The 22,711-nt window shown below is 61.6% G+C and carries 15 protein-coding genes and 3 pseudogenes; 8 read left to right on the forward strand and 10 right to left on the reverse strand.

What is annotated here, in order from left to right:
• Positions 1–40 precede the first annotated feature (40 nt).
• From gloB to BM346_RS02565, 7 genes are all read left to right on the forward strand, one after another.
• Positions 41–835, forward strand: a complete 795-nt coding sequence (gene gloB / locus BM346_RS02535) for a hydroxyacylglutathione hydrolase (RefSeq protein ID WP_092008723.1) — start codon at positions 41–43, stop codon at positions 833–835.
• A gap of 200 nt (positions 836–1,035) precedes the next feature.
• Positions 1,036–2,754 carry a lytic transglycosylase gene (locus tag BM346_RS02540; protein ID WP_092008724.1) on the forward strand — a complete coding sequence of 573 codons (1,719 nt, stop codon included), beginning with the start codon at positions 1,036–1,038 and terminating at the stop codon, positions 2,752–2,754.
• A 104-nt stretch (positions 2,755–2,858) separates the two neighbouring features.
• Entirely contained in the window at positions 2,859–4,700 is a 1,842-nt protein-coding gene (locus BM346_RS02545) for an extracellular solute-binding protein (protein ID WP_092008725.1), read from the forward strand.
• 51 nt (positions 4,701–4,751) lie between these two features.
• Positions 4,752–5,831, forward strand: coding sequence for a microcin C ABC transporter permease YejB (locus BM346_RS02550; protein WP_092008726.1), 1,080 nt, complete (start codon positions 4,752–4,754; stop codon positions 5,829–5,831).
• 2 nt (positions 5,832–5,833) lie between these two features.
• Positions 5,834–6,856 carry an ABC transporter permease gene (locus BM346_RS02555; protein ID WP_206675709.1) on the forward strand — a complete coding sequence of 341 codons (1,023 nt, stop codon included), beginning with the start codon at positions 5,834–5,836 and terminating at the stop codon, positions 6,854–6,856.
• A 1-nt stretch (position 6,857) separates the two neighbouring features.
• Positions 6,858–8,483 carry an ABC transporter ATP-binding protein gene (locus BM346_RS02560; protein ID WP_092008728.1) on the forward strand — a complete coding sequence of 542 codons (1,626 nt, stop codon included), beginning with the start codon at positions 6,858–6,860 and terminating at the stop codon, positions 8,481–8,483.
• Between the two features lie 63 nt (positions 8,484–8,546).
• Entirely contained in the window at positions 8,547–9,338 is a 792-nt protein-coding gene (locus tag BM346_RS02565; RefSeq protein WP_092008729.1) for an enoyl-ACP reductase FabI, read from the forward strand.
• Positions 9,339–9,391: 53 nt separating this feature from the next.
• Here the strand turns inward: BM346_RS02565 and BM346_RS02570 are convergent, their stop codons facing one another.
• Both BM346_RS02570 and BM346_RS02575 read right to left on the reverse strand, forming a co-directional pair.
• Positions 9,392–9,799, reverse strand: a complete 408-nt coding sequence (locus BM346_RS02570) for a PilZ domain-containing protein (RefSeq protein ID WP_092008730.1) — start codon at positions 9,797–9,799, stop codon at positions 9,392–9,394.
• 16 nt (positions 9,800–9,815) lie between these two features.
• Complete coding sequence (locus tag BM346_RS02575) at positions 9,816–11,669, reverse strand: DUF1631 family protein (RefSeq protein ID WP_227662947.1); 1,854 nt, start codon at positions 11,667–11,669, stop codon at positions 9,816–9,818.
• Between the two features lie 164 nt (positions 11,670–11,833).
• On the opposite strand from BM346_RS02575, the gene BM346_RS02580 reads away from it, so the two are divergent.
• Positions 11,834–12,907: a 3-deoxy-7-phosphoheptulonate synthase gene (locus BM346_RS02580; protein ID WP_092008731.1), complete on the forward strand. Its 1,074-nt coding sequence runs from the start codon at positions 11,834–11,836 to the stop codon at positions 12,905–12,907.
• Between the two features lie 62 nt (positions 12,908–12,969).
• Here BM346_RS02580 and cobA read toward each other — a convergent pair.
• From cobA to purF, 8 genes and pseudogenes are all read right to left on the reverse strand, one after another.
• Positions 12,970–13,806 (reverse strand): annotated as a pseudogene (gene cobA / locus BM346_RS02585) (uroporphyrinogen-III C-methyltransferase); the annotation flags it as partial.
• A 56-nt stretch (positions 13,807–13,862) separates the two neighbouring features.
• Positions 13,863–15,137 carry a serine--tRNA ligase gene (gene serS / locus BM346_RS02590; RefSeq protein WP_092008733.1) on the reverse strand — a complete coding sequence of 425 codons (1,275 nt, stop codon included), beginning with the start codon at positions 15,135–15,137 and terminating at the stop codon, positions 13,863–13,865.
• A 138-nt stretch (positions 15,138–15,275) separates the two neighbouring features.
• Positions 15,276–16,628: a replication-associated recombination protein A gene (locus tag BM346_RS02595; protein ID WP_092008734.1), complete on the reverse strand. Its 1,353-nt coding sequence runs from the start codon at positions 16,626–16,628 to the stop codon at positions 15,276–15,278.
• Entirely contained in the window at positions 16,628–17,266 is a 639-nt protein-coding gene (lolA, locus tag BM346_RS02600) for an outer membrane lipoprotein chaperone LolA (RefSeq protein WP_092008735.1), read from the reverse strand. The genes BM346_RS02595 and lolA overlap by 1 nt, the downstream gene beginning before the upstream one ends.
• Before the next feature lie 17 nt (positions 17,267–17,283).
• A pseudogene (locus BM346_RS18410) lies at positions 17,284–18,867 on the reverse strand (DNA translocase FtsK); the annotation flags it as partial.
• A 422-nt stretch (positions 18,868–19,289) separates the two neighbouring features.
• Positions 19,290–19,896: pseudogene (locus BM346_RS18415) on the reverse strand (DNA translocase FtsK 4TM domain-containing protein); the annotation flags it as partial.
• Positions 19,897–19,947: 51 nt separating this feature from the next.
• Positions 19,948–21,171: an O-succinylhomoserine sulfhydrylase gene (locus BM346_RS02610; protein ID WP_092008737.1), complete on the reverse strand. Its 1,224-nt coding sequence runs from the start codon at positions 21,169–21,171 to the stop codon at positions 19,948–19,950.
• Between the two features lie 13 nt (positions 21,172–21,184).
• On the reverse strand, positions 21,185–22,708 hold the full coding sequence (gene purF / locus BM346_RS02615) for an amidophosphoribosyltransferase (protein ID WP_092008738.1): 1,524 nt from the start codon (positions 22,706–22,708) through the stop codon (positions 21,185–21,187).
• Positions 22,709–22,711 lie beyond the last annotated feature (3 nt).

Raw genomic sequence — 22,711 nt, forward strand, 5'->3', positions numbered from 1 at the left:
GATAACAGGCACGAATTCAGTCCTGAAACCGGGGGTACCCATGCTCAACATTACGCCACTACGGGCCTTTTCAGATAACTATATCTGGTGCCTGGCGAACACAGACTCTGGTAAAGCCCTGGTGGTCGACCCGGGAGAGGCCGAACCGGTTCTCCGGTTCCTTGAGCAGAAAGGCCTGACACTCGACACTATTCTCATCACCCACCATCACCCTGACCATACCGGCGGCGTGGCCAGGCTGCGGGAGCAACTGCAGCCAAAACGGGTGGTCGGCCCCGCCGACTCGCCCTTCACCGATACCACGGACACGGTTCACGCCGGCGATGAAGTGGTCTGGGAGAGCCTGACCTTCGATGTTCTGGCAACTCCTGGCCACACCCTGGACCATATCGCCTACTATGCGGACACCCGGGTCGAGGGCCAGAGGGTGCTGTTCTGTGGCGACACTCTCTTTGCCTGCGGTTGCGGGCGCCTGTTCGAGGGCACCGCTGGCCAGATGGTCGAATCCCTGGGGGGACTGCGGACCCTGCCGGACGATACCGCCGTCTATTGTGCCCACGAGTACACCCTGGCCAATCTTCGTTTCGCCCGAAGCTGGCTGCCCGATGACCCCGCCCTGAAAGCCTTCGAGGATTACTGCCGCGAGCGGCGGGAAATGGACCAGCCCACGGTGCCGGTGACCCTCGGCGACGAAAAAATCCGGAATCCTTTCCTGCGCTGGGACGACCCGGTGGTCATCGAAGCCGCCGACCGGTATGGCAGACAGGAAGGCCTGAAAACCGACAGTGATACCGGGGTATTTGCGGCAGTGCGTCACGGCAAGGATCACTTCTGACGGGTACAATGGACGTTGCAACCGGATGGCGTGCGGGTCGGTCCCTGCAAGAGGTCGCGACCCCCTCTGCCTTGCCATCCCGTAACGCGTGTTTCATTGACCCCGTCAGAGGGGTTACTTAGAATCGCGAGCATCCCGAATCACCTGACAAGCCCGCTCGGCAGCCCGCGGTCGCGGTCCGAGCCCCCGGAATGGCCATTATGATGGTAAGACGTAAAACCACCCTGACCTTCCTGACCGTGCTCCTGGCCGGTTGTTCCTCCACTCCCTCCTGGCTTGGCTCGGGGGGCGGCGATACCGTTCTGGACAGTCACCAACAGACCGTTGCGGCGGGTGAGGAGGCACTCAAGCGCGCCGTGGAGTCCAGCGAGGGCGATGGCAATACCGATCTCGACGAGGCCATCGAGCCCTCCCTGAAGCTGACGGCCGAAAATGCCCGGGACCGGCTGGATGCCGGCAAGCCCGATCTCGAAGATGAAGCCGAGGCAGAGGAACGGGATCTCTGGGCCCGCCTTCGCGGCGGATTTGCCATGAATCATGAACAGGGTGATGAACGCGTACAGCAGCAGCTGAACTGGTACAAGAAACACCCCTCCTATATCCGCCGGGTAGTGGAACGGGGCAGCCGTTACCTGCATTACATTCTGGACCAGACCGAGGAACGGGGCCTTCCCGCGGAATACGCCCTTCTCCCCGTCGTGGAAAGCGCATTCGACCCCTTCGCCTATTCCCACGGCCGGGCGTCCGGCCTGTGGCAGTTCATCCCCGGAACCGGAAAGCATTTTGGTCTGGACCAGAGCTGGTGGCATGACGACCGTCGCGATGTCATCGCGGCGACCAATGCCGCCCTCACCTATCTGGATCAGCTTGCCAGGCGCTTCGACGGCGACCCCACTCTCGCGCTTGCGGCCTACAACAGTGGCGGCGGCACGGTATCCAGCGCCATTCGCCGCAACGCCCGTCAGGGCAAGCCCACCGACTACTGGTCACTAAGCCTGCCCCGGGAAACCCGGCACTACGTACCGAAACTGATTGCCCTGGCAAAAATTTTCGACGATCCCGAAGCCTATGGCATCGAACTTCCGGCCCTGGCGGATGAGCCCTACTTCGAGGTGGTGGAAACCGGCGGCCAGATCGACCTGGCACACGCCGCTGAGCTGGCCGGTGTGGATGTGGATGAGATCTACCTGCTGAACCCGTCTTTCAATCGCTGGGCCACCAGGCCGGACGGACCGCACCGTCTCCTGGTGCCAGTGGCCAACGCCGCGCGTTTCCGGACCGGTATCGCCGCCATCGACCCGGATACGCGGGTCTCCTGGCAGAGCTATAAGGTTCGTTCGGGCGACAATCTGGGCAGCATTTCCCGGCGCCATGGCACCACTCCTGCCGTACTTCGCGAGGTCAACAAGCTCAACAGTGATCTGATCCGGGTTGGCCAGCAACTGCTGATCCCCTCTGCCCGTGATGGCAGGAATGCATACTCTCTGAGTCAGAGCCAGCGCATCGCCCGCAAGCAGGAAAGCGGCGGTCGCAGTGGCAGTGGCACCCGGGTTGAGCACGTGGTCAAGCGAGGCGACACATTCTGGGATATCGCCCGGGAACATGGCGTCAGCGTTCGTCAGGTGGCTGCCTGGAATGGCATGGCGCCAGGGGATCCCCTGGTGCCGGGCAAGAAACTGGTAATCTGGTCCAGGGACGCCAGTGCCGCCACCGGCACCGCGGTCGCCAGTGCAAACCGTTCAGGCATGGTGCGCAAGGTTGGCTACCGCGTCCGCAAGGGTGACTCCCTGTCCACCATTGCCAACCGCTTTGCCGTCAATATCAGCGATATTGCCAGCTGGAACGACCTGAACACCGCCCGCTACCTGCAGCCAGGTCAAAGTCTGGTACTCTACGTTGACGTGCGGAACAGCCGCTGATTTTCAGGTAGCTGGTTGTCACGGTCCGGGGCTTCCGCCAGTTTTCAGTGGGTGGTCCCGACCGCCCGCTCAACCGAACGGATAGAACGGGTAACCCAATATTTATGGCCAGACCACGTAGCTCTCGACTGTCCACCCTGCTCCTTCTGGCAGGCTCCTTCTGCATTCCGTCCGCCATCATGGCAGATGAGGCCGGCAAGTCATCCGCCGGGGCCTCGGGGCCGGAGGCGCGGCACGCCATAGCAATGCATGGCGAACCCGACTACGGTCCGGATTTCAGCCATTTCGACTATGTCAACCCTGAGGCTCCCAAGGGAGGCCGACTGCGCCTCGGTGTCGTCACCAACGGCTACGACACCTTCAATCCCTTTGTGGTCAGGGGTGTGGCCGCCGCCGGCGTCGCCACTTACCTCTATGACTCCCTGCTGGTGTCGTCCGACGACGAGCCTTTCAGCGCCTATGGGCTGGTGGCGGAATCCCTGGAAACGCCGGATGACCGGAGCTATGCCATTTACAACCTGCGCCCGGAAGCCCGCTTCCAGGATGGCGAGCCCATCACCGCCCATGATGTTGCCTTCAGCTTCAGAACCCTGATGGACAATGGCCATCCCTTCTATCGCAGTTACTATGGCGACGTGTCGGAAGTGACGGTGGTATCCGATCATCGTATCAGGTTCGATTTCGGCGACACCGATAACCACGAAATGCCGCTGATCCTGGGCCAGATGCCCATCTTTCCCAGGCATTACTGGGAAGACCGCACCTTCGGCGAAAGCGGCCTTGAGCCGCCGGTTGGAAGCGGCCCCTATCGCATCAGTGAGTTTGACGCGGGCCGCTCGGTCACTTACCAGCGACTTGAGGATTACTGGGCGGCGGACCTGCCGGTACGCCGCGGGCGCTTCAATTTCGACCAGATCCGGTATGAGTACTACAGCGACGACACTGTTGCCCTGGAGGCCTTCAAGGCGGGCAACTATGACTTCCGCCTCGAGAGTTCCGCCAAGAACTGGGCAACGGCCTATACGGGCGATCGGTTTTCCAGCGGAAAGATCATTACCGAGGCGATCGAACATCAGCGCCCGGCCGGCATGCAGGCCTTTGTCTTCAATACCCGCCTGGCCAAATTCTCTGACCCCCGGGTAAGGGAAGCCATTGCCCACGCCTTCGATTTCGACTGGGCAAACCGAAACCTGTTCCACGACCAGTACACCCGCACCAACAGTTACTTCGCCAACAGCGAACTGGCTTCCGCGGGAGTGCCCGAGGGCCGCGAGCTGGAGATTCTGGAACCCTTCCGCGACCAGTTACCGGAAGACGTCTTCACCGAGCCCTATTTCCCCCCCTCCACAGAAGGCGACCGGACCTTGCGGGACAACCTCCGCAATGCGGTCAACCTGCTCAAGCTTGCCGGGTACGAAATCCGTGACGGCAAGATGGTCCATGACGAGACCGGCGAGCGCCTGTCCTTCGAGTTCCTTCTCCATCAGAAGAACTTCGAGCGCATCGTGCTTCCGTTCAAGAACAATCTTGAACGCCTGGGCATGGATGTCAGCCTGCGGCTGGTGGACACCAACCAGTATGTCCAGCGGGTGCGCAGCTTCGACTACGACATCATTACCCAGGTAATGCCCCAGTCCAACTCACCCGGCAACGAGCAGCGTGATTTCTGGCACTCGTCCATGGTGGATGTCCAGGGCTCCCGCAACTACATGGGCGTCCGGAGCCCGGTCGTCGATGAACTCGTCGAGATGGTGATCCAGGCACCCAATCGAGAGGAGCTGGTTTACCGGACCCGGGCCCTGGATCGGGTGCTTTTGCAGGGGCACTACGTGATTCCGCAATGGCACCTGTCCACCGACCGTATCGCCTACTGGTCCTTCCTTGAGCGGCCGGAGGAAACCCCCAAAAACGGCGTCGACATAAACAACTGGTGGTATGGCCGTTGAGCTCATGCTGACTTTTTCTGACATGCATCGGAATCGGAGCTGATACGGTCCATGGGCGGCTACATACTCCGACGTCTGGCGCTGATCATTCCCACCCTGGTCGGCATCATGCTGCTTAATTTCATTATCGTGCAGGCCGCCCCTGGCGGCCCCGTCGAGCAGCTGATCGCGGAAATGGAAGGTCACGGCGGCAGCGCCCTGGCCCGGGCCACTGGCGGCGGTGGAGCGGAGGTTGCAACCGGTTCCGGTGATTCCCGGGCCTCACGGGGCCTGCCACCGGAACTTCTTGAAGAAATCAATACCATGTACGGCTTCGACAAGCCGCCCCACGAACGCTTCCTGATGATGCTCACGGACTACGCCACCTTCGATTTCGGAGAATCCTTCTTCCGCGATCGTTCGGTGGTGGAGCTGATTATCGACAAACTGCCGGTTTCCATCTCCCTCGGGCTCTGGTCGACCCTGGTCATCTATCTGGTTTCGATTCCGCTGGGTATCCGCAAGGCGGTTCACGACGGCTCTCGCTTTGATGTCTGGAGCAGCTCGATCATCGTGGTGGGCTATGCCATCCCCGGCTTCCTGTTCGCCATCCTGCTGATCGTGCTGTTTGCCGGGGGCAGCTATTTCGAGGTATTCCCGCTCAGCGGCCTCACCTCCCCCGATTTCAACCAGATGACCTGGTCCGAGAAGGTGGTGGACTACTTCTCCCACCTGGTACTGCCGGTAACCGCGAATGTGATTGGCGGTTTCGCCACCCTCACCCTTCTCACCAAGAACTCCTTTCTGGACGAGATCGGCAAGCATTATGTGGTGACCGCCCGGGCGAAGGGACTCAATCAGCGCCAGGTCCTGTATGGCCACGTCTTCCGTAATGCCATGCTGATTGTTATCGCCAGCATGCCCGGCGTGCTGGTGTCGCTATTCTTTACCGGGTCCCTTCTGATCGAAGTGATCTTCTCCCTGGACGGCCTGGGCCTGCTGGGCTTTGAGGCCGCTTTGAATCGCGACTACCCGGTCATTTTTGGCACCCTATATATTTTCACTCTCATGGGCCTGATCCTGAAACTGATCAGTGATCTCACCTATGTGGTGGTGGACCCTCGCATCGATTTCGAGAGCAGGGAGGGGTGAGCGTGCGGACACTGTCTCCCATCCAGCGCCGTCGCCTGGCCAACTTCCGTAGCAACCGGCGGGGATTCTGGTCACTGTGGATCTTCCTGCTGCTGTTCGGTCTTTCACTGATCGCCGAGCTGATCGCCAACGACCGGCCCCTCGTGCTCTCCTACAAGGGCGATCTTTACTTTCCCGTGGTCCAGACGATTCCCGAGGAAACCTTCGGCGGTTTCCTGCCCTCAGAAACCGACTACCGGGAAGAGTTTATCCAGGAGGAGATTGAAAGCCATGGCTGGGTACTCTGGCCGCCCATCCGCTTCAGTTACGACACCGTGAACTACCATCTCGATCAGCCCTCGCCGGCGCCGCCCTCCGCCGAGAACTGGCTTGGCACCGATGACCAGGCCAGGGACGTCGCTGCCCGGGTCATCTACGGCTTCCGGTTGTCGGTTCTGTTCGGCCTGATCCTGACGTTGCTCAGCTGTCTAGTCGGGGTAGCGGTGGGTGCACTTCAGGGGTTTTACGGCGGCAAGGTGGATCTTCTCGGCCAGCGTTTTATCGAGATCTGGTCCGGCCTGCCGGTGCTGTATCTTCTGATCATTCTGTCATCCATCGTCCAGCCCAATTTCTGGTGGCTGCTGGGCATCATGCTGCTGTTCAGCTGGATGGGCCTAGTGGATGTGGTGCGGGCTGAATTCCTCCGGGCCCGTAACTTTGAATACGTGAAGGCCGCCAGGGCACTGGGCCTGGACAACCGGAAGATAATGTTCCGCCACATTCTTCCCAACGCCATGGTGGCCACCCTCACCTTCCTGCCCTTTATCCTGACCGGCGCCATCACCGGGCTGACCTCCCTGGATTTTCTGGGCTTCGGCCTGCCCTCAGGCTCTCCTTCCCTCGGCGAGCTGATCGCCCAGGCTAAGGACAACCTGCACGCGCCCTGGCTGGCCGGCTCCGCCTTTGTCAGCCTGGCCCTGATGCTGACGCTGCTGGTCTTTGTCGGCGAAGCCGTGCGCGATGCCTTTGATCCGAGGAAGAGCTGAGATGTCCGACGTGCTTGAATTCGACGACCTCACCCTGTCCTTCCGCAACTCTGAGCCCGCGGTCGACGGCCTTTCTTTCGCCGTGGGCGAGGGTGAAACAGTGGCCCTCGTCGGCGAGAGCGGTTCCGGCAAGTCGGTATCCGCGCTGTCGGTCCTGCGACTGCTGAATGAAACCCAGGTCAGCTACCCCCGTGGGGCGGTCCGCTACCGCGGCGAAAACCTGCTGACGGCTTCGGAGACACGGCTGAGACAGATCCGGGGCCGGTCGATCGGCATGATTTTCCAGGAGCCGATGACCTCCCTCAACCCGCTGCACCCGGTGGAAAAACAGATAACCGAAGTTCTGGAGGTGCACAAAGGTATGCGCGGCGCCAGAGCCCGGGAGCGCTGCCTGGAGCTGCTGCACCTGGTTGGTATCCCCGACCCCGAGAGCCGATTGGCCAGCTACCCCCACCAGCTCTCGGGGGGGCAGAAGCAAAGGGTGATGATTGCCATGGCCCTGGCCAACGAGCCGGAGCTGCTGATCGCCGACGAACCGACCACTGCCCTGGATGTGACTGTGCAGAAGCAGGTACTGGAGCTTCTGGAGAGTCTGCAGAGGCGATTCGGCATGGCGATCCTTCTGATCACCCATGACCTTTCCATTGTCCGACGCTATGCGCAGCGGGTTGTGGTGATGGAGCATGGCCGCAAGGTGGAGGAAGGCCGGACCGAGCAGGTCTTTACCACTCCCGGACACCCCTACACCCGCAAACTGCTTGACTCGGAACCGCCGGGCCGGCCTCCGGCGGTGGCCAGCCGGCATGGGGAACTGCTGACGGTCAGCGATCTGAGAGTAAGATTCCCCTTGGGAAAGACCCTGTTCGGAAGAACCCGCGCCTGGTTCGATGCCGTCAAGGGAGTGTCCTTTTCCCTGAGACAGGGGGAAACCCTGGGCATCGTGGGGGAAAGCGGCAGCGGCAAGACCACCATTGGCCATGCCCTGCTCAAACTTACCGGCAGTGACGGTGAAATCCGCTTCCAGGATCATCGCCTGGACCACCTTAATCAGAAGAGCTTCCGGCCCTGGCGTCGCCGGATTCAGATCGTGTTCCAGGATCCCTTTGGCAGCCTCAGTCCCCGCATGTCGATCGGCGAAATCGTCGGCGAGGGTCTGGAAATCCACGCCCCCGCCACAGAACAGGAGCAGGAACAGCGGGTGATACGGGCCCTTGAGGACGTTGGTCTCGACCCCGATTCACGACACCGCTACCCCCACGAATTCTCCGGGGGCCAGCGCCAGCGAGTCGCCATTGCCCGTGCCCTGGTGCTGCAACCGGACATCATTGTCCTGGACGAGCCCACCTCGGCACTGGACCGGACCGTGCAGAAACAGGTCATTGAATTGCTACGGGAATTGCAGTCACGCTATGGCCTGAGCTATCTTTTCATCAGTCATGACCTGGCGGTTGTCCGGGCGGTCAGCCATCAGCTGCTGGTTCTTCGCTCCGGGGAAGTGATGGAATACGGCCCCGCCGAGGCCATCTTCCAGGCCCCGACGACCGATTACACCCGGGAACTGCTGTCGGCGGCCTTCTTCTACCAGGCTTCGCCTGACAGTCCCGGCCCCGGGCCTACGACCAATTGAGCGTTAGGCATAGCCCGCTCCGTCGGGGATAATGCCCAAAAATCTGATCAAGGGAGAACATTCATGGGAATTCTCAGTGGTAAACGCGCACTGATCGTTGGCGTTGCCAGCAAGCACTCCATCGCCTACGGCATTGCGGAGGCATTCCACGAGCAGGGCGCCGAACTGGCGTTCACCTACCAGAACGAAAAGCTGCAGTCCCGGGTTGAAGGCTTCGCCGAGGGCTGGGGCAGCACCCTGACCTTTCCCTGTGACGTCGCCAGCGACGAGGAAATCGACCAGGCCTTCGCCAGCCTGAAAAACCATTGGGATACGGTTGATATCATCGTTCACGCAGTCGGCTTTGCCCCGGCCCATGAACTCAACGGCAACTATGTGGACGTCACCACCCGGGAAGGCTTCCGCACCGCCCACGACATCAGCTCCTACAGCTTTGTCGCACTGGCCAAGGGTGCCCGCCAGCATGGCATGCTCAACGAGCGCAGCTCGCTGATGACGCTGTCGTATCTGGGTTCCGAAAAGGTTCTGCCCAACTACAACGTCATGGGCCTGGCGAAAGCGTCCCTGGAGGCCAGCGTTCGCTACATGGCGGTTTCCCTGGGTGGCGAGGGCATCCGCGTCAATGCCATCTCCGCCGGACCCATCAAGACCCTGGCCGCATCCGGCATCAAGAGCTTCCGCCGTATGCTGAATGAGAATTCCGGGCGCGCCCCGCTCAAGCGCAACGTCACCCAGAAGGAAGTGGGCAATGCCGCAGCCTTCCTCGGGTCCGACCTGTCCAGTGGTGTCACTGGCGAGGTCATGTACGTGGACTGTGGTTTCAACATCACGGGCATGGGCACGCTCGAAGACTGACCCGCGTCAGTGATACAGCCCGGGGCGGATTGTCCGCACCGGGCTGTCCTCCCCTATTCCGCATCCATGGCCTCGGCCAGCGCCTCCATCCACATCAGATAGTCGCCGTCACCGGTTTCCAGAATCCGCATTCCGGACTGCCACCGGCCGGAATCCATCGCCCGACACCAGACCACCTCCGCAGTCAGGTTGCAGGGCTCCGCAAACCCATCCAGACGCACTGCCACGGTCAGCAGGGCCCCCTCCACCAAGGGCTCCGGAATCACGACTCTCAGCCCGCCCGGAGAAACGTCCGAACTGGACGCCTCGACTACCCGGGCCTGGTCAAGGCCCCCTGGCTCAGCGGACTCCAGCTCCAGACGCACCTCGGCGCGCCCCACCAGCCGAAACTCGCCTCTCTGATCCTGTCCCGCCGCCTCGTTCCCGTTCCCGAAGCTGTAGGGATCTGAATGGTCTGTCATTCTGCCGCTTCTCACCTCATCTCCGTCCAACCCGGATTCTGCCCACAACCCGGCTCAGGGTCTCATCGAATTCCGCCGTGGAGCCCAGGATGCGGGCATTTCCCGACAGCAGCCGCTCCGTCAGGGTATCCACCGATAGCTCGGTGCGGTTCAGACCAAGCCGGTCCACAAACACCAGTTTCCGGCTGGCATTGATCCGCACGGCCAGCTTGAGGCGTCGCTCACCTTCACCCTCCGCAAGCGCGATCCAACCACCCATCTTGAGGCCGTCCACCTGTGCCAATGCCTGTTCCCGCGCGATCCGGCGCTCGACCTCAAGGCGCTCCGCCTCTTCCTGCTGCTCCTGCTCCCTTGCCAGCCGGGCCTGCTCCCTGGCTTCGGCGAGCCGGGCTGCTTCCTCCTCCCGCCGGCGCTGCTCCTCGGCCTCCTTCTCGATCCGCAACTGCTCGGCCTTCTCCCGGGCAAGGCGTGCGGCTTCCCGGCGCTGGCGACGCTGGGATTCCAGCACTCTGTCGAGAGCCAGCACCGTGTCCGCCAGAACATCACCAAACCGGCTCAGTGGGGGTAGCGGCCGCATGGCGCCGCTGCCCAGGGCCTCGGTGAACGCAGGCCAGGACATGGTACCCAGGCGCACACCATAGCCATTGCTCCAGAGTACATCGCCGGTATCCTCGAGAAAGGCCAGGAAGAACCGTCGCTGCTCGGTGTCACCGCTGCCCTGGACAAACCATTGGCCCTGGTAGCGTGACACCTCTTCTGCCGGGGCATCCGCCAGGTCCAGCCAGCGGGGGTCGAAGGCGAGCCTCCGGACCCACGGTTCGGCCATCTCTACGGCCGGATTGCCGCCCCTGAGGCGTTCCACCAGCACGGCCTCCAGTTCCGACAGGGGGGTGGCGGGAGGAACATCCTCCCAGACCCGCTGCCAGACCTCAGTGATCCGATCCGACAACTGCTCTCCCACCTGGTACAGTCGTTCCAGATTCTGTCCGGACAGTTCCGGATCCCCTGCCCAGACCATCCACTCGAGTAGCCGCGTGGCGTGACGCCAGGTGTCTGTCGTGGTCTCTTCCTGCCAGGCCACCTGGCGCAGCAGGGGTAGCCACTGGTCCACCACAAACCGTAACGTGGCAGCCGGCAGTTTACGTCCGGTCAGGGCGCGGCCCACCAGTGCACGGGACACCTGGTCCGCCCGGCGCTGGCGCGCAGCCCCAAATTCCGTTTCAAGCAGACGTTGATGGAGGCGGGTGGAGTGCCCCTGCCGTCGCTCCGCCTCGGCGTGCCACGCCAGGCAGAAGCTCTCAAATGCCTCCGTGTCACCGGACCGGAACCCCTCGTCGATCACGTCAACCAGCCTATCGAGCTGGTCCAGAAGCGCCCGCGATGATCGACCTCCGGAATCGCTCCAGCCACGCCAGTCGTCGAAGCTGTCCAGCCAGCGAACGAGCAGCGAAATGAACCGGAAGTCTTCTTCCTCCACCAGCCGCCAGGCCAGTGGGTACCGCAGACGGGCGAGACGTGTCACCAGCAGAGGATGCAGCCCCGAGGAGCGCAGAAAGACATCCATGATACGGTCGGCCAGATAGGCGGCATTGACCTGAGGCACACGCCAGGGGCCTTCCAGACCGGCGATAAGCGCCGATACCCGTTGATCGGACTGGGCACGCCAGCTGTCCTGCAACATTGGTTGCCAGTCCCTGTGATTACCGGGATCGGCCCGGCCCACGGGATAGGGCAGATCGGGAACACGAATCTCCCGCAGCACCCCACGAATGCGGTCGTCAAGGGACTCTGGAAGCGAGCTTTCTGGCATGTTTGGCAGCAGACTCTCACAGTGGGCCCGGAAGTCGGGCAGGGGTTCACATTGCAGCACGGGAGTTCGCCCCAGTCCAGCCCGGACGCCCCTCCCTGCCCCTGCCTCGTTGCATTGACAGGGTAAATGCCGCAGTATATCCATCCATCAAAATAACCACTGAAACCCTTGCGTACCAGGCATTCGCCGGGTTTCTCCGAGAGCGCACCAGGAATCACAACAGTATGTCCGGCAAACAACTTGAAAACCTGAACGTCGCCAGTCAGGAGCCCCTGATCACACCCGAGGCCCTCAAGCGCGAGATGCCCCTGACCGATGCGGCCGCCGTCACCGTCACGGAAGGCCGGCAGACCATCTACGACATCCTCGATGGCAAGGACCACCGGCTGTTCGTCGTCGTCGGACCCTGTTCGGTTCACGACGTGGAGGCTGCCCGCGAGTATGCCAGCCGTCTCAAGAAACTGGCGGACGAGCTCAGTGACACTCTTTATATCGTCATGCGGGTCTATTTCGAAAAACCACGGACCACCGTCGGCTGGAAGGGTCTCATCAACGACCCCCACCTGAACGATTCCTTTGATATCGAGCAGGGTCTCCATATCGGTCGCCGTCTGTTGCTGGACATAGCCGAGATGGGTCTTCCCACCGCCACCGAGGCGCTGGACCCGATTTCGCCGCAGTACCTGCAGGACAGCATTTCCTGGTCCGCCATTGGCGCACGCACCACCGAGTCCCAGACCCATCGGGAGATGAGCAGTGGCCTGTCCATGGCCATCGGCTTCAAGAATGGCACCGACGGCAGCCTCGACGTTGCGGTCAATGCCATGAAATCGGTTTCTCACCCCCACTCGTTCCTGGGTATCGACCAGCAGGGCAAGGTGGCCATTATCCGTACCCGCGGCAACCAGTATGGCCATGTAGTGCTGCGCGGAGGCGGCGGCAAGCCCAACTACGATTCCGTGAGTGTCGCCCTGTGCGAACAGGCGCTGGACAAGGCGGGCCTGCGCAAGTCCATCATGGTGGACTGCAGTCATGCCAACTCCAACAAGGATCCGGGCATCCAGCCGCTGGTGATGCAGGACGTCGCTCATCAGATCCAGGAAGGAAATACCTCGATCCAGAGCCTGATGGTGGAAAGCAACCTGAACTGGGGCAACCAGTCCATTCCAGAGAACCTGGACGATCTGAAATACGGCGTGTCCGTCACCGACGCCTGTATTGACTGGGAAACCACCGAAAAAGCATTGAGGGACATGCGGGACCGGCTGAAGGACGTGCTGCCCAAGCGCGTGAGATAGATCATCCGGATGCGTCTAAGGCCCTGCCCCGGTCACGGAACCGGCCAGGGTCTTTGTTGCTGTCAGACTTGCTGCTGAACCGCCCCCATCCAGTCCAGTCTTTCCCTCAGTTTCACCACTTCCCCGATAATGACCAGCGTGGGTGCCTGCACAGCGCTCCCCTTCACCCTGTCGACGATGGTCTCCAGGGTGCCGGAAATCACTTCCTGTTCCGGCGTTGTGCCCCGTGACACCAGCGCCACCGGCATGGTGGCGGCCATGCCATGGCCTGTGAGTTCCCTGACGATGATCGGCAGGCCCACCAGCCCCATGTAGAACACCAGTGTCTGGTTGTTCTGGACGAAATCCGTCCAGGGAAGATTGCAGCTGTCATTTTTGAGATGGCCGGTCACAAAGCGGACGGACTGGGCATAGTCCCGGTGTGTCAGTGGAATACCGGCATAGGCGGCGCAACCGGAAGCCGCGGTAATGCCGGGCACTACCTGAAAACGGATACCCGCATCCGCCAGGGTTTCGATCTCCTCGCCCCCACGGCCGAAGATAAAGGGATCACCCCCCTTGAGGCGAACAACCCGCTTACCTTCCCGAGCAAGGGTGACCAGCCGCTGATTGATCTGGTCCTGGGGCAAGGTGTGGTTAGCCCGCTGCTTGCCCACGTGAACCCGTTCGATGCCTTCCGGAATCAGGCCCATGATTGGCTGGGACACCAGCCGGTCGTACAACACAATGTCCGCCGTCTGCAGCAGGCGCCAGGCCTTGATCGTCAGCAGTTCAGGGTCGCCGGGGCCGGCTCCCACCAGAAAGACCTCCCCTTCCGAGGTATTCTCATTCAGGGTGACCGGGTTCAGCCGGTACCGGGGCGGCAACCGGATACCACCACTGCCTTTCAGTGGTGCGTCCCACTGGCTCGATGCACCAGAATGGTTCCCCGGTTCTCCGCTCCCGTTCTTTTCCGTCATTGAATCCTGTCCATGCCTCTCATATAGGGGCGCAGTGCCTCCGGAATCTCGATGCTGCCATCCGCCTGCTGGTAGTTCTCCATCACCGCAATCAGGGTGCGGCCCACCGCCAGGCCGGAACCATTCAGGGTATGGACCGGTTCCGGTTTCCCGGTGGCGGGGTTACGCCAACGGGCATGCATGCGTCGTGCCTGAAAGTCCCTTGTGTTGGAGCAGGAGGAAATCTCACGGAACTTGTCCTGGCCGGGCAACCAGACCTCCAGGTCGAAAGTGCGGGCGGCGGAAAACCCGATGTCGCCACCACACAGCTCCACCACGCGGTATGGCAGGTCAAGCAGCTGAAGAATCTTCTCGGCGTTGCCGGTCAGTTCCTCGAGGGCCGCATCCGATTCCTCCGGCCGCACGACATGGATCAGTTCCACCTTGTCGAACTGGTGCTGTCGTATCATGCCGCGGGTGTCCCGACCGTAGGACCCCGCCTCACTGCGGAAACAGGGAGTATGGGCGACAAACTTCAGGGGCAGCTCCCCGTCGTCGATGATGGAGTCCGCCACCAGGTTGGTGACCGGGACTTCCGCCGTGGGAATGAGGTACAGCGGATGTTCCCCTTCGGTGCGGAACAGGTCTTCCTCGAACTTGGGCAACTGGCCAGTACCGAACAGAGTGGTGGCGTTCACCAGGTAGGGCACATAGGTTTCCTCGTACCCGTGCTCCATGGTGTGCTGATCCAGCATGAACTGGGTAAGGGCCCGATGGAGGCGGGCGATAGGCCCACGCATGGCCACAAAACGGCTGTGGGCCAGGCGGGTGCCGGCTTCGAAATCGAGGCCACCGAGTTTTTCGCCAAGGGAGACGTGGTCCAGGGCCTCGAAATCGAACGAACGGGGTGTGCCCCAGCGACGCACCTCCACATTGTCGTCCTCGCTCTCACCCTCCGGCACGGTGCTGTCGGGCAGGTTGGGAATACCGGCGAGAAAGGCGTTCAATGCTTCCTGTACCGAACGCAGCTCATCCTCCGCCTCGGCCTTCTGGCGCTTGAGGTCGTCCACTTCCCGCAGTAGTGGCTGGATATCCTCCCCTGCCGCCTTGGCCTTGCCAATGGACTTTGAGCGGCGGTTCTGCTCGCTCTGCAGGGTTTCGGTCCGCACCTGGATGGAACGGCGCTTTTCTTCAAGCTCGTTGAAGACATCTCGCTCAAAGGTGAAATTCTTGACCGCCAGGCGGCGGGCAATCTCGTCGGTTTCAGCGCGGACACGTTTCGGGTCGAGCATGGCAATCCCTGTGGTTGACTCAGTGGCAATGGATCTGGAATAACCGCTGATTATAACCGCTCGCCCTGCCCTACGTTAAGGACAGGCTCCATAAATGCCACAAAGCCTGTTTCCTTGAGGGAGTTAAAGCCAGGCGTGTCAGCCCTTGCCGGAGGGATACCGTTGTCGGCTGCTGGCCTGGTTCAGACTGTCCAGCCGCTGGCGCTTCTCCGACAGCTTGATCTCCAACCCCCGGGAAACAGGCTCGTAGTAACGCCGGTGGCGGATTTCCTCGGGCAGGTAGGCTTCACCGGCGGCAAAGGCATCCGGCTCATCGTGGGCATAGCGGTATTCCTCACCGTAGCCCAGGTCTTTCATCAGGGCGGTGGGAGCATTACGGATATGCACCGGTACCGGGTAGTCCGGGTCATTGCGGATATCGGCCATGCACCGGTTGAAGGCGCTGTAGACGGCATTGCTCTTGGGCGCGAGCGCCAGATAGGTAACCGCCTGGGCCATGGCAAGCTGCCCCTCCGGCGAGCCCAGCCGTTCCTGAACATCCCACGCATCCAGGCATTGGCGCAAGGCCCGCGGGTCGGCATTGCCGATGTCCTCGGAGGCAATGCGGACCAGTCGTCTGGCCACGTAGAGGGGGTCGGCGCCGCCATCCAGCATGCGACACATCCAGTACAGGGAAGCGTCCGGGTCGGAACCCCGTACCGATTTGTGGAGAGCGGAGATCTGGTCGTAGAACACATCACCGCCCTTGTCGAAGCGGCGGAGGCTGCTCTGGAGCACCTGTTCGAGAACCGGCTCGGTGATTTCGGGAGTGCCATCATCCGCCGGCTCGGCAAGATCGGACGCCACCTCCAGTATATTGAGACTGCGGCGGGCATCACCGCTGCCCGCGGAGGCGATCATCGCCAGCACGTCATCGGACACCCGGATCCGTCCAGCCAGACCTTCCGGCGCATCCAGAGCGCGGTGCAGCAGCGCCAGCAGGTCATCGTCATCCAGGCTCTTGAGCACATAGACCCGGGTCCTGGAGAGCAACGCACTGTTGAGTTCGAAGGAGGGGTTTTCTGTGGTGGCGCCAACAAAAATAAAGGTGCCATCTTCAATGTGCGGCAGGAACGCATCCTGCTGACTCTTGTTGAAACGGTGCACCTCATCCACGAACAGCAGGGTATCCCGCCCTTCCGTCTGCTTGCGGTGACGTGCACGCTCCACCGCAGCACGGATGTCCTTGACCCCGGCAAGGACCGCCGACAGGGTTTCATACCCCAGGTCACCAACGCTGGCCAGCAGACGGGCAAAGGTGGTCTTGCCCACGCCGGGTGGCCCCCACAGGATCATGGAGTGGAGCTGACCCTGTTCCACCGCCTGGCGCAACGGCTTCCCCGGACCTACAAGGTGGTGCTGACCGGCGTATTCGTCGAGATTACGGGGCCGCATCCGGGCCGCCAGGGGCTCAAACCCACGTTGTTGTTCCCCGAACAGGCTGTCCTGCATCAATCCATGCCCTGAATCACATCCACTTCCTCGGGGTAATCCAGCGTAAACGCCGAATCCGGCACCGGTTCGTTGATGCGCACACTGCCGAACTCCAGCTCGGTCTGTTGACCCAGAGAGTCCTCCATCCGCATGGCCTGAAGCTCATCGCCGTAGAAGATCATGGTCAGCGACGTGAACAGCGAATCCTCGCTCCGGGGAACGAGGGTATATTCCCGGGTTCTATCGCCATAGCGCTGTTCGCTGATCTCGTAGATTTCGGAAAGACCCTGGGTTTCCCCACTGAGCAGCAGCGCCGGGGTGGCGGCAACCTGATCATCCAGAGCCTGGATGGTGACCTGTTCCAGGTCCGGGTCATACAGGGTTACGTGCTCGCCATCACTGACGATGAACTGCCGGGCCGGCGGCCTGGTCTCCCAGTAGAACAGACCGGGCCGCTTGGCCTTGAGCTCGCCCCCGGTTTCCTGCATCACGCGACCATCACTGTCCATGACGGTCTGGCTGAAGCTGGCCTCAAACGTGGAATAGCTTCGAAGGATATCGGCCAGGCGATCGGCAGCCGTATCCTCAGCCCAGGCAATGGCGCCGGACAGCGCCAGAGCCAGAACGGTAACAAACGTGGAAACGGTTCTGATCATGCAATGCCTCCTGAGCATCAGGGTTTGGGAGGGGGCGGCGCCAGGACTTCCCGGGCACCATTGTGGCCGGCGGGACTGACAACCCCGGCGGCTTCCATGGCATCCACCAGGTTGGCGGCCCGGTTGTAGCCGATCTTGAACTTGCGCTGGACCGAGGATATCGATACCCGGCGACCTTCAGTGACAAAGGCGACCGCCTCATCGAAAAGAGCATCGCCCTCACTGTCGCCACTGTCGGTCAGGGTAGGCACACCGGGCAGGCTTTCGCCCTCGGCACCGTTAAGTACATCATCCAGATACTCGGGTTCACCCCGGGCCTTCCAGGCATTCACGATGCGGTGCACCTCGTCATCGTCCACGAAGGCACCGTGAACCCGCACCGGCAGGCCTGAACCGGGAGGAAGGTAGAGCATATCGCCGTGGCCAAGCAGTTGCTCAGCTCCGCCCTGGTCGAGCACCGTCCTGGAATCGATTTTGGAGGAGACCTGGAATGAGATCCGGGTGGGGATATTGGCCTTGATCAGGCCGGTGATGACGTCCACCGATGGTCTCTGGGTGGCCAGGATGAGGTGGATACCTGCCGCCCTCGCCTTCTGTGCGATGCGGGCAATAAGCTCCTCCACCTTCTTGCCGACGATCATCATCATGTCGGCGAATTCATCGATCACCACGACGATGAACGGCAGGGTATCCAGCTCCGGTCGCTGCTGCTCATCATTGTCCAGGTATTCGTCCGGCTTCCAGAACGGATCCATCAGTGGTTCCCCGGCGTCCCTCGCCTCCCGGATCTTGCGGTTGTAGCCGGCAAGGTTACGGACCCCGAGATTGGCCATCAATTTGTAGCGCCGTTCCATTTCGGCAACACACCAGCGCAGGGCGTTGGCGGCGTCCTTCATGTCCGTCACAACCGGCGACAGGAGGTGGGGAATGCCCTCATAAATACTGAGTTCAAGCATCTTCGGGTCCACCATGATGAAGCGGACCTCTTCCGGGGTGGCCTTGAGCAGCATACTCAGAAGCATGGCGTTGACGCCCACCGACTTACCGGAGCCGGTGGTACCGGCCACCAGCAGGTGGGGCATCTTGGCGAGATTGGCCACCATCGGATTACCGCCAATATCGTTGCCAAGGGCCAGGGTAAGTGCGGAAGACGACTCGGTGAAGACCCGCGCTCCGAGGACCTCACTCAGGCGTACCATTTCCCGCTTCTCGTTGGGTATCTCGATCCCCACCACCGACTTCCCGGGAATCACTTCCACCACCCTGACGCTCAGCACTGCCAGCGACCGGGCCAGGTCCTTGGCCAGGTTGGATATCTTGCTGACCTTGACGCCCGGTGCGGGCTTGATCTCGAAGCGGGTGATGACCGGGCCCGGGTTGACCTCGACCACCTCCACCGAGACGCCAAAGTCCGCCAGCTTCTCCTCCACCATCCGGGACATGTGCTCCAGGGATTCCTCAGAGTACCCTTTCTCCTTGTGCTCCTCGGGCGGGTCCAGCAGGGACAGGGGCGGAATCGGGCTTTCAAGGTCCTCGAACAGGGACGCCTGCTTCCGGCTCTTCTCCTTTTCCGATTCGCTGTCGCTTTCCCGCTTGAAGGGAGAGATGCGCACCTTGCCGCCGGCCTTGTTACCGTGGCTGCGCCCGCTCGCGTCCGACTTGGCCGGGGCCGGAGTCGGCTCCGCGGCCAGTTCCTCGGGAAGCGGCTCGGCGACCTCGTCGTCCCGGGACGTGAAGCTCTCCAGCAATACCGGTTCGTCCTCATCAAATCCGCGCCTGGCGGACATGGGGTCGATCCTGCCCCGGGACCGGCTGGAACCATCGCTCTCTTCCGTTTCTCCGTTTCCGCTTGCTCTGCCGAAGGGCCACAGCCACCGCCACCAGGGCCGACGGGGCTCATCCCCGGAGTCGTCCTCGGGCTGGAGCACGGGAGGCTCCGGAGCGGGGCCGCGGGCACTGGCGGTTTCGGCAGACCCGGTGCTCTCAGTGCGGCGGAACAGGCCCAGGAAGCCGTAGAAAGTGCTCAGGGTGTAGCCGCCCACCTGGTCCATCAGGCGGAACCAGGACAAGCCGGTGGTGACCGTCAGGGCGAACAGGAAAATGGCCACGAGCAACAGGGTGGTGGCGGGCAGATTGAAGAACCGTACCATGGCGGAGGACACAGCCTGACCCAGGGCGCCACCGGAGGTGGAACCAAGGCCGAACAGGGAATAGAGCGCCAGCAGGCTACAGGCCGAAAGCAGAATCAGGAGGAACCCCCCCGCCCGCATCAGCAGCAGGGGCCAGTGCATTTCCAAGGGGTCGTGGCGGAGCCGTATCAGCAACAGGGCATAGCCTGCCACCATCACCGGGAACAGGTAGGAGACCTGGCCGAACACATCCATCAGCAGGCTCGCAAGCCAGGCGCCAAAGCGCCCCGCCGCATTGTCCACGGTCACCTGATGACCAATGGATGCCCAGCCGGGATCCGAGGGGCTGAAGGTGATCAGGGCCATGGCCAGGAAAATGGCCAAGGCGATCAGCGCGATCACCAGCCCTTCCCTGCCTCCCTGGGAAGCCAGACGACGAAATCGTTGCTGTTTTTCGGTGAGAGCCCTGGGGGCAGTCTCTTGCTTGCCAGTTTTTGCCATGAAGTCCGGAAACGATCCTTAGCTGCTTGAATGGCTTGGTTGCTGTCGGTCTCAGGACCTCAGCGCGTCAAGGCCCCGGCGGATGTCGTTTTTCAGGTCTTCAAGGGACTCGATGCCCACGGAAAGACGGATAAGGTTGTCGGTGATGCCGGCCAGGGCCTTGTCTTCCGGAGACAGGCGCCCATGGGTGGTGGTCGCCGGATGCGTGACGGTGGTCTTCACATCCCCGAGATTGGCGGTAATGGAGATCATTCGGGTGGCGTCGATGAAGGCCCATGCCTCCGCCTGTCCGCCCTTCACGGTGAACGACAACACACCGCCAAAACCGCTCTGCTGTTTGCTGGCCAGGGAGAACTGGGGGTGGCTTTTCAGGCCTGCGTAGAATACCTTCTCGACCGCCGGTTGCTGCTCCAGCCAACGGGCCAACTGTAGCGCATTCTCACAGTGCGCTCGCATACGGATCGGTAAGGTTTCCAGACCCTTATGAAAGATCCAGGCATTGAAAGGACTCATGGTGGGTCCCCCCGAACGCAGGAAACCGTAAACCTCTTCCATCAGCGAATGGCTGCCAACCACAACCCCGCCGACGCAACGCCCCTGCCCGTCAAGGTACTTCGTGGCCGAATGGATCACGATATCGGCGCCAAACTCGAAGGGACGCTGCAGCACCGGTGTACAGAAGCAGTTATCCACCACAAAAAGGGCATCATTGGCCCGGGCCAGTGCTGCCAGCGCCTCCATGTCGGCCACTTCACACAGCGGATTCGAGGGGGTCTCGATAAACAGCATCCGGGTATCGGCGGTAATCGCCTGCTGCCACTGGCCCATGTCGGTCAGGCTGACAAAGGTGGTGGTCACCCCGAAGCGGGCAAGGTATTTCTGGAACAGCACGTTGGTGGTGCCGAAAACACCGCGGGAGCAGACCACGTGGTCGCCGCTCTGGAGCAGCGACATGCAGGTGGCGAGGATAGCGGCCATGCCGGAGGCTGTGGCCACCGCCCGCTCTCCGCCTTCCATGGCGGCAATACGCTCCTCGAACGCCTGCACCGTCGGGTTGGTGAACCGGGAATAGATGTTACCGGGTTCGTCGCCCCCGAAACGGGCCGCCGCCTGAGCCGCGCTGCCGTAAACGAAACTGGAGGTCGGGAAGATGGCGTCGCTGTGCTCCAGCTGCGCGGTACGATGCTGCCCTGCCCTCACCGCCAGGGTATCGACCGAAACCCCTTCCAGGTCGGATTCAGGGATAAAGGTATGCTCTTCACGGCGTAGGGTCATGGTGCGATGCGCCTCAGTCTTCGTCGTTGTGCAGGTCAATGATGGCATTGTCGGACGGCACCCCTACCTGGGACGCTTCCCGGGCTTCGTCCCGCCGCATGGCATCGAGCCGCGCCAGATAAGCGTCATCAACGTCGCCGGTGATGTAATAGCCGTCAAACACCGAGCACTCCCACCCCTCGATGTCGGGATTTACATCGCTGACACAGGAAATCAGGTCATCAAGATCCTGATAGATCAGCCAGTCCGCACCGATCAGCTCCTGGATTTCACGTACCGTGCGGTCATGGGCAATGAGCTCCTGGGGCGATGGCATGTCGATGCCATAGACATTGGGGTAACGCACGGGCGGGGCGGCGGAAGCAAAATAGACCTTGCGCGCACCGGCATCACGGGCCATCTGGATAATCTCGTGACAGGTGGTACCCCGCACGATGGAGTCATCCACCAGCATCACATTCTTGCCTCGGAACTCCAGATCAATAGGGTTCAGCTTCTGGCGCACCGATTTCTTTCTCAGCTTCTGGCCGGGCATGATAAACGTACGGCCAATGTACCGGTTCTTGATGAACCCCTCCCGGAACTTGACCCCGAGGCGGTGTGCCATCTGCAGGGCCGAAGTACGGCTGGTATCGGGGATCGGCATGACCACGTCAATGTCGTGGTCCGGGCATTCCCTCAGGATCTTGTCCGCCAGGGTCTCGCCCATCCGCAACCGGGCCTTGTACACAGACACCTTATCAATGATGGAATCGGGCCGTGCAAAGTAGACGTGTTCGAAGATGCAGGGATTGAGGCGTGACGATTCGGCGCACTGCTGGGTGTACAGGGTGCCATCGGTCTCGACGTAAACCGCCTCTCCCGGGGCGATATCCCGCACCAGCCGGAAACCGGCCGCGCTCAGGGAAACGCTTTCCGAGGCAATCATGTACTCGTTGCCTTCCTCGGTCTCACGCACACCGTAACAGGCGGGCCGGATGCCGTTGGGGTCCCGGAAGCCCACGATGCCGTAGCCGGTAATCATGGCGATGACGGCGTAGGCACCACGGCAGCGCTTGTGAACCGCACTGACCGCCGAGAAAATCTCATCCTTGGTCGGGTTCAGTTTGCCCAGCTTCTGCAGTTCATGGGCAAAAACGTTCAGCAGTACTTCCGAGTCGGAATTGGTATTGATATGACGCAGGTCGGTCCGGAACAGGTCCCGGGCCAGATCATCAGCGTTGGTCAGATTGCCGTTGTGCGCCAGGGTGATGCCGTAAGGACTGTTCACGTAGAATGGCTGGGCTTCGGCAGAGCTGGCACTGCCAGCGGTGGGGTAACGGACATGGCCGATACCCACGTTGCCCACCAGCCGGCGCATGTGGGGCGCGAGAAACACATCCCGCACCAGCCCATTGTCCTTCCGCAGGTAGAACCGGTCGTTCTGGAAGGTCACGATACCGGCCGCATCCTGCCCCCGGTGCTGCAGTACGGTCAGGGCGTCATACAACGCCTGGTTTACGTACTGGGTACTGACAATACCTACTATTCCACACATGAG

The sequence above is a fragment of the Marinobacter daqiaonensis genome, from assembly GCF_900115285.1.
GTDB lineage: Bacteria > Pseudomonadota > Gammaproteobacteria > Pseudomonadales > Oleiphilaceae > Marinobacter > Marinobacter daqiaonensis.